The following is an 11824-nucleotide window of genomic DNA, read 5'->3' as shown; positions in this document are numbered from 1 at the left end:
CCACAGCGGGGCGTTGTCGTCAGCTCTTCGACGCGTAGGCGTATAGCAACGTTTCCTGAGCGCTAATCGCGTCGCCGCTACCAGGGTCCTGTAGCTGGTAGCTGCCGTCACTCTGTAACAGCCAGCTCTGGCAGTTATCCACGAGGTACGTTTCCAGGTCTTTGCGTACCCGGGTGGCCAGTTTCTTATCCAGCAGCGGAAAGCAGGTTTCGACCCGGTGGAACATGTTGCGCGACATGAAATCCGCGCTGGAGCACCAGATTTCCGGTTTGCCGTCGTTGTGGAAGTGAAATACTCGGGTATGTTCGAGAAAACGACCAATGATTGAGCGGACGCGTATGTTGTCCGACACGCCCGGAATACCCGGTTTCAAGCAGCACATGCCACGAATGATCAAATCGCACTCCACGCCCGCTTGCGATGCGCGGTACAGCGCCTTGATCAACTTGGGCTCAGTCAACGAGTTGCATTTGATGATGATATGGCCACGTTTACCCTTACGCGCCACCTGAGCCTCGCGGTCGATCATCTCGACGAGGCGTTCGTGTAGCGTAAAGGGTGCGTGTAACAGCGTATCGATCTTACGCGCCCGGCCCATACCGGAAAGCTGCTGAAAGACTTTATGCACGTCGGCACACAGTGTCTGGTTGGCGGTCAGCAGGCTGTAATCGGTGTAGAGCTTGGCCGTCTTGGAGTGGTAATTGCCGGTGCCCAGGTGCGCGTAGTGGCGCAGCTCGCCTTTTTCGCGGCGCACGATATGCAGCATCTTGGCGTGGGTTTTGTACGCCATGATGCCGTAAATCACGATCGCACCCGCTTCCTGCAGGCGTGACGCTAGCTGCAGGTTATCCGCCTCGTCGAAGCGCGCCCGCAGCTCGATCACCACAGTGACTTCTTTGCCCTGGCTGGCGGCATCCACCAGGGCACTGACGATGGGCGATTCGGAGCCGGTGCGGTAAAGCGTTTGTTTGATGGCCAATACGTCGGGGTCACGGGCTGCTTCACGCAGCAGGTCTTCGATAGGCGAGAAGGATTGGAAGGGATGGTGCAGCAAGATATCGTTTTTAGCGATGGCGCTGAACAAGCTGCCGCCTTTCAGCACCTTGGGTACGCTGGGGGTGAACGGGCGGTAGAGCAGTTCGGGACGGTCGACATCGCCCAGCACGGCCATCATTCGGGTCAAGTTTACGGGTCCCTGGACGCGATAAAGATCGCCGCTTTCTAGGTCGAATTGGCGCAGGAGGAAGTCGATCAAATCGTCAGGGCAGTTGTCGGCGACTTCCAAACGCACACCGCTGCCGTAGCGCCTGGCCAACAGCTCACCGCGCAGGGCTGAGGCTAGATCGGACACTTCTTCGGGGTCGACCGTCATGTCCGCGTTACGGGTCAGGCGGAACTGATAGCAGCCCCGCACGCGCATACCGGGAAAGAGCTCCTCGGCGTGTGCATGAATCATCGATGACAAGAAGACGTACTCGGAGAAGCCTTCGGCGCACAGCTCTTTGGGCAGTGCCATCAGTCGCGGTAATGAGCGTGGGGCGGGTAGAATCGCCATGCCCCCTGAGCGGCCAAAGGCATCTTTGCCTTCCAGTTCGACGATGAAATTGAGGCTCTTGTTGACCAGCCTCGGAAAGGGGTGGGAGGGGTCGAGGCCAATGGGGCTGATGACCGGCATGATTTCGTTATCGAAAAAGTCACGTACCCAGGCCTTTTGTTTGTCATTCCACTGATCGCGACGGCGAAAACGCAGCCCCTGAGCCTCCAGCGCGGGCAGCAGCGTGTCGTTGAGAATCTCGTACTGACGGGCAATCTGCTGGTGAGCGACCTCGGAGATCTCGGCCAATACGGCTTTTGGTAAGCGGCCATCGGCGGCGGTGGTGTCGTCGCCCAGGGCCATCTGGTGCTTGAGCCCGGCGACGCGAATTTCGAAGAACTCATCCATGTTGGAGGAGAAGATGAGCAGGAACATCAGCCGGTTGAGTAGCGGGTGGGCGTCGTCCAACGCCTGCTCCAAGACACGGATATTGAACTGTAGGTGTGACAGCTCGCGATTGAAGTAGAGCTGCGGGTCGTCCAAATCGGCTTCGACATGCGACTCTTTGGCCTGTACACCCGTGGGGGTGCGGTTGATGCGCAGCGGCACGATATCGACGTCGCTGCTCGATGTCTCACTGGGCGGTAACGTCGACGATAGTGTCGACGTGGAATCTGTTGCGTTGTCGTCCATGGTTGCCCCCGCAGTCGTGGTACTGGCCCATCATAGCGTTATAACGTTCATTAAAGCAGTATGCGGGGGAAAGATGACAAACGAGTGTCACTCGGTTGTCATCTAAAGGGCATAAACGTCGCTCAGCGCTGCAGTAGACGTGCGGCCTCCAATGCAAAGTAGGTCAAAATACCGTCGGCCCCCGCCCGCTTGAAGCACATCAGCGACTCCAGAATCACCGGCTCGGCCTCCAGCCAGCCGTTGTCGAAGGCGGCTCGGTGCATGGCGTATTCGCCACTCACTTGGTAAGCAAAGGTGGGCACCTGCAGCTCGCTTTTGACCCGACGCACCACGTCTAGGTAGGGCATACCCGGCTTGACCATCACCATATCGGCACCTTCGGCGATGTCCATGGCCACTTCGTGCAACGCTTCGTCACCGTTGGCGGGATCCATCTGGTAGGTGCGTTTGTCCGCCTTGCCAAGGTTGGTTGCCGAGCCGACCGCATCGCGGAAGGGGCCGTAGTAGTTTGAGGCGTACTTGGCGCTGTAGGCCATAATGCGCACGTTGTGCAGGTGTTCTTGCTCTAGCACTTGGCGAATGGCACCAATGCGACCATCCATCATATCGGAGGGTGCGACTACGTCAGCGCCTGCTTCGGCATGGGAGAGCGCTTGTTTGAGCAGCGTATCGACGGTGCGGTCGTTTTGAACGTAGCCGTGCTCATCGAGAATGCCATCCTGACCGTGGCTGGTGTAGGGGTCCAGGGCTACATCGGTAATGATGCCCAGCTTCGGTAGCGCCTGCTTGAGTGCGCGCACGCTGCGCTGAACTAGCCCGTTGGCGTTGTAGGCTTCTTCGGCCAGTTCGCTTTTTTGCTCGGCGCCAATGACGGGGAATAGCGCCAGCGCGGGAATACCCAGCGCATACGCCTCTCGGGCCTGCTCGATGAGTAGATCGATCGAGAGCCGCTCGACGCCAGGCATGGAAGCCACCGCTTCACGCTGATTTTCGCCTTCCAGAACGAAGACCGGTAGGATCAAGTCATTGGGCGTCAGCGTCGACTCTTGCATCAAGCGGCGCGAAAAATCGTCCCGGCGCATGCGGCGCATCCGGGTGGCGGGGAAGTGGCGTGGGGTTGAGGTAGTCAACGGCTCTCTCCAAGCAGTAGCTATGTGGGTGCCTTGTCTAAGGCTTGCTGTGAGTATATCAGCCATGCTATGCAGCGAAAGCCGCCTTGTGGCGGCGATGGAGACTGTCTAAAGTGAGCCCTTCAGCCGCACGAATGGCTCACGCAAGGAGATAAACATGACAAAGCAGGTAGCGGTCGTATTGGCGGGGTGTGGCGTCTTCGATGGCTCGGAAATCTATGAGACGACGCTGACGCTGTTGCGTTTGGATCAATTGGGTATCGGCTATCGCTGTTTTGCCCCGGACGTAGCGCAACATCATGTGATCAACCATTTGGACCAGTCGCCAGTGGAGGGGGAGAGCCGCAACGTGCTGCAGGAATCGGCCCGTTTGGCGCGTGGTGATATCAGCCCGATTAACGAGCTGGAGGCCGACGATTTCGATGCGGTCATCGTGCCGGGTGGTTTTGGGGTCGCCAAAAATCTCTCTGACTTTGCCACGCAGGGCGACAGCATGCAGGTCTTGGAGAGCGTGAAAGAAGCGCTTGCCGGCTTCAAAGAAGACGCCAAGCCCATCGGCTTGATGTGTATTGCTCCGGTAATGGTGCCGCGCCTGTTGGGCGATGGGATTGCCGTGACCGTTGGCCATGATCCGGGCGTGTCAGGGGCGATCAGCGCTATGGGTGGTCTGCACCGTAGCTGCGGCGTGGAAGATATCGTCGTGGATCACGAGCACCGGGTGGTCACTACCCCGGCCTACATGCTCGCCACGCGTATTAGCGAAGCCGCGACGGGGATTTTCAAGCTGGTGGATCGTATCGATGAAATGATGGGGTGAGGGGCACACTAGCGCATGCGCGGGGCCACTCGTAGGGAAAAAGCCTCTGTCATCGTGGGATGGCAGAGGCTTTTTAGTGGAACGTCGCAAGGGCGATGACGCCTACTCGTCGGTGTCGGCCTCTGCGCGTCGTTTGCGTACCAAGCGGCCAAACAGCAGGCCGACTTCGTAAAGCAGATACATGGGAATGGCCAGCAGGCTTTGTGAGATGACATCCGGCGGCGTCAGCAGCATGCCGATCACGAAGCAACCCAGCACGATATAGGGGCGCTTTTTGGAGAGGCTCTCGACGGTGGTAGCGCCGGACAAAATCAGTAGAAACGTGGCAATGGGAATTTCGAAGGCGACCCCAAAGGCAAAGAACAGTTTCAAGACGAAATTGAGATACTGGTTGATGTCGGTCATCACCGCGACGTTTTCCGGGCCGGTTTGCGTGAAGAACTCGAACAGCAGCGGAAACACCACGTAGTAGGCAAAGGCTGCACCGGCATAAAACAGCGCCACGCTGGAGACCAAAATGGGAATGGCCAGCATTTTCTCGTTGTCGTACAGCCCCGGCGCCACGAACGCCCAGGCTTGATGCAAGACGAACGGAATGGCGATGAAGACGGCCACCACCAGGGTCAGCTTGAACGGCGCCAAGAACGGCGACGCCACCTCGGTGGCGATCATCTGCGAGCCTTCCGGCAGCAGCGACATCAACGGATCCGCCACGAAGCTGTAGATGTCATTGGCAAACGCGTACAGCCCGAGAAACACCACCAGGATTACCACGACGGCTTTCATCAAACGCGAACGCAGCTCGATCAGATGCTCAATGAGAGGCGCTTGGCTTTGGTCGTTGTGCGGCTCCTGAGAATCGCCAGACATGCTCATTGGGGGTTGCTATCCTTATGATGATCGGCTGTTTTAGTGGTAGGGGTATCTTCTTCGCGCACCGTTTTGAGCGCGTCGTCCAGCCTGGCGCTAGCGTTAGCCACGCGCTGCTCGGTTGCCTGTTGGCGCTTGGTCGTTTGACCGCTAGGCTCGGGAGACTCGGCAATGCTCTCCACGTCCTGCTTGGCTTTCTTCAAGCTATCATCGAGCTTTTTCTGCTGCTCGTTCAGCTTTTGGCGCAGCTCTTCTGCCTCCAACTGGGCGCTGATCTCACGCTGCATGCCGGATACCGTACGCTTGATCTTGCCGATCCATAGCCCCGTCGTGCGTGCTGCTTTGGGCAGCCGCTCAGGGCCGAGCACCAGCAGCGCCACGATGCCAATGAGCATGAGTTCAAGGAAACCGATATCCAGCATGGCTTATTTGCGCTCTTCGTCGCGGTCGGCAGCGGCGCGTTTCTCTTCGGCCTGCACGTCGTAGGTGTTGCCGGTGTCTTCGTGGCTCACCTTGGCTTGAGGCTGATCGGCATCCTTCTTGTCGCCCTCTTTCTCCTCTTCGTGCATGGCTTTCTTGAAGCCTTTGACGGCACCGCCTAGGTCGGTGCCCACGTTACGTAGTTTTTTGGTGCCGAAAATCAGGATGATGATGCCCAGAACAATCAGCAACTGCCAAATACTGATACCACCTAACATATGCATTTCCTCATGGGAGCAGGGTTAACGTTGTGATCGGGATGCTTTCTCGTCGTGACCTGAGACCCCGAACCGTCGAGCGAGCTCATCGAGTACTCGCTGGTGGTCGAGATCCAGATGCGACAGCATGACAAGGCTATGAAACCACAGGTCGGCCGTTTCGGCGATCAACGCTTCACGGGCCTCGTCGCTGCCGTGCTCGGCGTCCTTGGCGGCCAGCAGCGTTTCGGTCGCTTCTTCACCGACTTTTTCGAGTATCTTGTTCAAACCCTTATGATGCAAGGAGGCAACATAAGAATCTTCTGGATTGGCGTGGCGACGCTGCTTTAAAACCTCAGCAAGGGCGTCGAGTACGGGAGCGTGGTTAGCGTCGGTCATGGTGTTCTCTTTATCGATCGGCGGCGTCGTTTCGTCAAGTGATGTCAGCGTATCAATGCCATAACAGGAGGAGTAAGCCCGCTCCGGCGGCGGCTAGGATCGGCCAGTCCTGGGTAGCGGCCCAACTGCTGAGCGGCTGCCAGGCCAGGGCAATGGCGACCAAGGCCAAGCCAATGCGTAAACGGTGCTGACGTTTGCTTTGCTGGCTCATTTGGCGGCGCATCTGACTAATCGCCGTGACCTGCTGATGGCGCTGGCGGTGTTCGTGCTCCATACGGCTCAGCGCTTGATGGGCCAGCACCGGCAGCTCGGGCAGTTGATGCGACAGCTCTGGCGCTTGGCGCTTGAGCGATTGCCACAGGCCACCAATGCCTGCCCGCTCTTTCATCCACTTTTCTAGATAGGGCTTGGCGGTGCTCCAGAGATCCAGCTCCGGGTAGAGCTGGCGGCCCAGACCTTCGATATTGAGCAACGTTTTTTGTAGCAGCACCAGCTGCGGCTGCACTTCCATATTGAAGCGTCGGGCGGTCTGGAACAGTCCGAGCAGCACCTGTCCAAACGAGATGTCCTTGAGCGGCTTTTCCAAAATGGGCTCGCATACCGTACGAATGGCGGCGGCAAACTCGTTGGCGCGGGTGTTTTCACCGACCCACCCCGACTCGATGTGCAGCGCGGCGACTTCATAGTAATCCTGATGAAAAAATGCGAGCAGGTTACGCGCCAAGTAGTCCTGATCTTCCCGGGTGAGGCTGCCGACGATACCGCAGTCGATGGCGATATATTGCGGATCCTCTGGGTCGTCGCAGTTCACGAAGATGTTGCCGGGGTGCATGTCGGCATGGAAAAAGTTATCGCGAAATACCTGGGTGAAGAAGATTTCCACCCCGCGCTCGGCGAGCTTTTTCAGGTTCGTACCCCGTGCGATGAGCGTCTCCAGGTCGGCGACCGGGACGCCGCGAATACGCTCCTGCACCATGACGTGGCGACGGGTGTAGGGCCAATAGATCGTCGGTACGAATAGCAGCGGTGAGTCTTTGAAATTACGCTTGAGCTGGGAGGTGTTGGCGGCTTCTTTATAGAGATCCAGCTCGTCGAACAGCGTGGCCTCGTAATCGCGGATCACTTCGACCGGCCGTAAGCGTCGGGCGTCGGGCACTTTGGCCAGCAGCTTGGCCACTTGGTACATCAAGCCCATGTCTTGGCGCATGATGCGGTCGATGCCGGGGCGAATGATTTTGACCACCACATCCTCGCCGCTGTGCAACGTGGCGGCGTGGACTTGGGCAATCGAGGCCGAGGCCAGTGGAACGCGTTCGAAGGCGGCAAAGGCCTCCGGAAGCGTCATGTCGAGCTCTTTCTCCACCCTTGCAGCGGCCAGCTCGCCAGGGAAGGGCGGCACTTGGTCCTGCAAACGCTTTAGCTCGTCGGCGATGTCTTCCGGCAGCAAGTCCCGGCGGGTAGAGAGCATCTGACCGAACTTGATGAAAATCGGTCCCAGCGCCTCCAGTGCCAAACGCAAACGCTCGCCACGGCTTCGCTGCCCAACGGGTACCAACTGCAGCGGGGACAGTTTGAGCAGTAGGCGTATCCATAGCGGCAAGCGCTCGGCGGGAATCAAGGTATCCAATCGGTGCCGCGTGACGACCCAGACGATTTTAAACAGCCGCAGGCTCATCCGCGCTGCTCCTTAGGCGTTGAAGGCTTAGGCGTTGAGGGCGCTGCTGGTTGGGTCAGCCGCTTATGCAAGCGTGCTAGCCGTGCTTCCAGTCGGTCGGTGGCGATCTCTAGTTCGGTCAGATGGTCGCGCAGCACGTCGCGCTGTTGGCGGCCGGGCAGTAGGCGAGCCTCCTCAAAGACATACTCCGAGACATCCTGCAGCAGCTCGTCTTTGGCACGCAGTCCCCAGCGTGCGGCGCGGCGAATCCCTTCTGCCAGCGAGTGGGCGGGTATATCGCCCAACCAGTGGGCCAGCTCGCCCTCCCAGTCGATATCCAGATCGAACAGCAGATCGCGCGTTGCCTCCAGCAGATGGAGACGGCCGCGCACGGCGAGCTTGCCATCGAACATCAGCCGTTCGATGGACGCGCCGCTCAGCCATTCGGAGAGCGTTTCGGGGGTCAGTTCCACTACGGCATCGACATCGGTTTCCTCCACCTCATCGCCGTGCTGTAGGTCGATGCCTGACACGTGATAGCAGATCAATAGCGCGAGGTGGGGCTTCTCCAGTCGAATCAGCAAGCGGCTGCCCGCTAGCGTCGCCAAACGGTTAGGCGCCGCAGGGTCTCGGGAAAGCAGGGCATTGATCGTGCGTTCACATCCGGCCAACAGCAGGGTCGGGGTGACTAGCATACTGACCTCATGTTCCAAGGGGTCATAGTTTGATGCCACGGTGGAGGGCAACGATACCACCGGTCAGGTTGGTGTACTCCACCCGCTCCAGGCCAGCGCTCTCCATCATGCCCTTGAGCGTCTCTTGATCCGGGTGCATGCGAATCGACTCGGCCAAATAGCGGTAGCTCTCGCCATCTCCCGCGACCAGTTCGCCCATTTTGGGGAGCAAGCGGAAGGAGTATTCGTCGTAGGCTTTGGAGAGCAGCGGGTTATTGGGTTTGGAGAATTCCAGCACTAGCAAGCGCCCGCCTGGCTTGAGTACCCGCGCCATGGAGCGCAGCGCCGCATCTTTATCGGTGACGTTACGCAGGCCAAAGGCGATGGTGATGCAGTCGAACGTGTTGTCGGGGAAGGGCAGGCACTCGGCATTGGCCTGCACGTACTCGACGTTACCCCCCACACCGTTATCCATCAGTTTATCGCGACCGACGTTGAGCATGGAGGCGTTGATGTCGGCCAGCACCACTTTGCCACGTGGGCCGACGAGACGGGAAAACTTGAGGGTAAGATCGCCGGTGCCGCCCGCAATGTCGAGCACCTGATGCCCTGGGCGGACGCCTGCACGCTCGATGGTCAGCCGCTTCCACACGCGGTGGATGCCCATGGACATCAGGTCGTTCATCACGTCGTAACGAGCGGCCACCGAGTGAAAGACGTCAGCCACGCGGGAGGCTTTTTCGTCGACCGGCACCTCTTGGTAGCCAAAATGGGTAGTGCGCTTTTCCGTGGGGCTCATGGGGCTCTGGCTCCCGAGTTCGAGGCGTTAGTTGTCGACCGTTAGGTCATCGCAAGTCATGGTTGGCAACATTGTAGCCTTCTCGACCCCGATTTGTCTGCGCTGCACCTGGGGCACCGCGTCACAGCTGTTTGAATTGAATGCCTGCAGGCTCACGGGAAGCGCCTGCCGCTTCCAAGCGTTCGAGATAATTTTGCCAATAAGCGTCTTGGTGGGTGGCCAGGTCGAAGAGGTAGTTCCAACTATACAAGCCGCTATCGTGGCCGTCGTCGAAGTGCAGCTTGAGGGCGTAATTACCGGCTTGGGTGATATTTTGTAACCCAACGTCTTTTTTGCCTACCTGCAGAACGGCCGTGTCGCCGCCGTGACCCCGCACTTCGGCAGAAGGGGAGTAGACCCGTAACAGTTCGACGGGGAGCCGGTACGTCTCGCCACTGGCGTAGCCAAGCTCCAGCTCCCGTGCCTGCTTATGATAGTGAACCCGAGTGGGTGTGGGGGCGTTCATGGATGCAGCACCTCGTAACGATCAATCGCAAAGGTCGCCTACCCGTCAAGCGGGAAGGCGACCGGGGCTCTACCGATAGTGGCGCTTACAGAATGTAGCGCGACAGATCCTCATCGACCGCCAGTTCGCCGAGCTGAGCGTTGACGTAATCGCTATCGATCACCAGCGGGCTATCCATGTCGCCTCCCTTGAACGACGCCTCTTCGAGCAGACGCTCCATCACCGTGTGCAAACGGCGAGCGCCGATGTTTTCGGTACCTTCGTTCACTTGCCAGGAGATCTCGGCAATACGCTCGATGCCGTCGGGCGTGAATTCGACGTCGAGCCCTTCGGTGGCCAGCAGCGCTTGATACTGTTTGGTCAGCGAGGCGGAAGGCTCGGTGAGAATTCGCTTGAAGTCGCCCGGTGTGAGCGCATCCAGCTCGACGCGGATGGGTAGGCGACCCTGCAGTTCTGGAATCAGGTCCGACGGGCGCGACAGGTGGAAAGCCCCAGAAGCGATGAACAGGATGTGGTCGGTTTTGACCATGCCGTACTTGGTCGATACCGTCGAGCCTTCGATCAGTGGCAGCAGGTCGCGCTGCACGCCTTCACGAGATACCTCGCCACCGCTGGATTGACCGCTGCCCTTGGCGACCTTGTCGATCTCGTCCAGGAAGACGATGCCGTGCTGTTCGACGGCTTCCACCGCGCGGGCTTTGATCTCTTCTTCGTTGACCAGTTTGCCGGCCTCTTCATCACGTAGCAGCACCAGCGCCTCTTTGACGGTCACGCGGCGCTGCTCGCGCTTCTGCTGCCCCATGTTGGAGAACAGGCTCTGCAGCTGGCTGGTCATCTCTTCCATGCCCGGTGGGGTCATGATGTCGATACCCTGGCCTTGCGACGAGATTTCGATATCGATCTCTTTATCATCCAATTGGCCTTCGCGCAGCTTTTTGCGGAAGCTCTGGCGCGTACTGCTCTCTTCGCGCGACTTGTCTTCCTGGCCACGGGGCGGCGGTAGCAGCGCGTCGAGAACACGGTCCTCGGCGGCGTCTTCGGCGCGATGGCCCACTTCCTCTTTGGCGTGCTCACGAACCATCTTGATGGCGGCTTCCATCAGGTCGCGGATGATCGACTCGACGTCGCGGCCTACGTAGCCCACTTCGGTGAACTTGGTGGCTTCTACCTTGATGAACGGCGCACGGGCCAGCTTCGCCAGACGGCGAGCGATTTCGGTCTTGCCGACGCCGGTGGGACCAATCATCAAAATGTTTTTCGGCGTGACTTCCGGGCGCAACTCGTCATCGAGCTGCATGCGACGCCAGCGATTACGTAAGGCTATGGCCACGGCGCGCTTGGCATCCTGCTGGCCGATGATGTACTGGTCGAGCGCATGAACGATTTCGCGGGGTGTCATCTGAGTCATAAAGGGGCCTCAACGGTCGTTGATATTCAGCTCTTCGAGCGTCACGTGGTGATTGGTGAATACGCAGATGTCACCCGCGATGGCGAGGGATTTTTCGGTAATCTCACGTGCCGAAAGCTCGGTGTTTTCGAGCAGCGCACGGGCGCTGGCCTGAGCGTAGTTGCCGCCGGAGCCAATGGCGATGATGCCACGCTCGGGCTCGACCACGTCCCCGTTCCCAGTAATGATCAGCGAAGCGCTGTGGTCGGCGACCGCCAGCAGCGCTTCCAAACGGCGCAGGGCGCGGTCGGTGCGCCAATCTTTGGCGAGCTCGACGGCGGCTTTGGTCAAGTGGCCCTGGTACTTCTCGAGCTGCGCTTCGAAACGCTCGAACAGGGTAAACGCATCGGCGGTACCGCCGGCGAAACCGGCCAGCACCTTGCCGCGATATAGGCGGCGTACTTTGCTGGCATTGCCCTTCATGACGGTGTTGCCGAGGGAAACTTGGCCGTCGCCTGCCAGGGCAACTTGATTACCGCGGCGAACGGAAACAATCGTGGTCATGGAGATAACTCCTTGGGGGAGGCGCGCTCCCGATGACTGATCGGCCGCACTGGCGGCCGCATAAAAAGCGATTCCCAACAAAATGCGGGCGGCCGATAAAAAATCAACCGCCCGCAGGCGA

At 59.0% G+C, this 11824-nt stretch carries 13 protein-coding genes; 1 reads left to right on the top strand and 12 read right to left on the bottom strand.

Features of this window, described 5'->3' with window-relative positions:
• Nucleotides 1-19: 19 nt before the first annotated feature.
• Together ppk1 and hemB are read right to left on the bottom strand one after the other, a co-directional pair.
• Nucleotides 20-2227: a polyphosphate kinase 1 gene (gene ppk1 / locus GYM47_RS14395; RefSeq protein ID WP_139526329.1), complete on the bottom strand. Its 2208-nt coding sequence runs from the start codon at nt 2225-2227 to the stop codon at nt 20-22.
• A gap of 122 nt (nt 2228-2349) precedes the next feature.
• Nucleotides 2350-3357, bottom strand: a complete 1008-nt coding sequence (hemB, locus tag GYM47_RS14390; protein ID WP_153842489.1) for a porphobilinogen synthase — start codon at nt 3355-3357, stop codon at nt 2350-2352.
• A 157-nt stretch (nt 3358-3514) separates the two neighbouring features.
• On the opposite strand from hemB, the gene elbB reads away from it, so the two are divergent.
• Nucleotides 3515-4174, top strand: a complete 660-nt coding sequence (gene elbB / locus GYM47_RS14385) for an isoprenoid biosynthesis glyoxalase ElbB (protein WP_153842490.1) — start codon at nt 3515-3517, stop codon at nt 4172-4174.
• 102 nt (nt 4175-4276) lie between these two features.
• On the opposite strand, the gene tatC is transcribed toward elbB, so the two are convergent.
• The 10 genes from tatC to hslV form a co-directional block, all read right to left on the bottom strand.
• The gene (gene tatC, locus GYM47_RS14380) at nt 4277-5050 is read right to left on the bottom strand and encodes a twin-arginine translocase subunit TatC (RefSeq protein ID WP_139526332.1); all 774 of its coding nucleotides are present in this window, start codon (nt 5048-5050) and stop codon (nt 4277-4279) included.
• The gene (gene tatB, locus GYM47_RS14375) at nt 5047-5466 is read right to left on the bottom strand and encodes a Sec-independent protein translocase protein TatB (protein WP_153842491.1); all 420 of its coding nucleotides are present in this window, start codon (nt 5464-5466) and stop codon (nt 5047-5049) included. Before tatB ends, tatC begins: the two co-directional genes overlap by 4 nt.
• Nucleotides 5467-5469: 3 nt before the next feature.
• Nucleotides 5470-5742, bottom strand: a complete 273-nt coding sequence (gene tatA / locus GYM47_RS14370) for a Sec-independent protein translocase subunit TatA (RefSeq protein ID WP_139526334.1) — start codon at nt 5740-5742, stop codon at nt 5470-5472.
• 24 nt (nt 5743-5766) lie between these two features.
• Nucleotides 5767-6120: a phosphoribosyl-ATP diphosphatase gene (locus GYM47_RS14365; protein WP_139526335.1), complete on the bottom strand. Its 354-nt coding sequence runs from the start codon at nt 6118-6120 to the stop codon at nt 5767-5769.
• 52 nt (nt 6121-6172) lie between these two features.
• Complete coding sequence (gene ubiB, locus GYM47_RS14360; protein WP_153842492.1) at nt 6173-7795, bottom strand: ubiquinone biosynthesis regulatory protein kinase UbiB; 1623 nt, start codon at nt 7793-7795, stop codon at nt 6173-6175.
• Nucleotides 7792-8469, bottom strand: coding sequence for a ubiquinone biosynthesis accessory factor UbiJ (locus tag GYM47_RS14355; protein ID WP_139526337.1), 678 nt, complete (start codon nt 8467-8469; stop codon nt 7792-7794). The genes ubiB and GYM47_RS14355 overlap by 4 nt, the downstream gene beginning before the upstream one ends.
• 22 nt (nt 8470-8491) lie before the next feature.
• On the bottom strand, nt 8492-9247 hold the full coding sequence (gene ubiE / locus GYM47_RS14350; RefSeq protein WP_139526338.1) for a bifunctional demethylmenaquinone methyltransferase/2-methoxy-6-polyprenyl-1,4-benzoquinol methylase UbiE: 756 nt from the start codon (nt 9245-9247) through the stop codon (nt 8492-8494).
• 121 nt (nt 9248-9368) lie between these two features.
• Complete coding sequence (locus tag GYM47_RS14345) at nt 9369-9752, bottom strand: gamma-butyrobetaine hydroxylase family protein (RefSeq protein WP_153842493.1); 384 nt, start codon at nt 9750-9752, stop codon at nt 9369-9371.
• An 85-nt stretch (nt 9753-9837) separates the two neighbouring features.
• Nucleotides 9838-11160: an ATP-dependent protease ATPase subunit HslU gene (gene hslU / locus GYM47_RS14340; RefSeq protein WP_139526340.1), complete on the bottom strand. Its 1323-nt coding sequence runs from the start codon at nt 11158-11160 to the stop codon at nt 9838-9840.
• A gap of 9 nt (nt 11161-11169) precedes the next feature.
• Nucleotides 11170-11703 (bottom strand): ATP-dependent protease subunit HslV, encoded by a 534-nt coding sequence (gene hslV / locus GYM47_RS14335; protein ID WP_139526341.1) that lies wholly within the window; start codon nt 11701-11703, stop codon nt 11170-11172.
• Between the last annotated feature and the right edge of the window lie 121 nt (nt 11704-11824).

Source organism: Vreelandella piezotolerans (assembly GCF_012427705.1).
GTDB lineage: Bacteria > Pseudomonadota > Gammaproteobacteria > Pseudomonadales > Halomonadaceae > Vreelandella > Vreelandella piezotolerans.
Note: the sequence above shows the minus strand (reverse complement) of the source record. Positions and strands in the feature narration are given on the sequence as shown.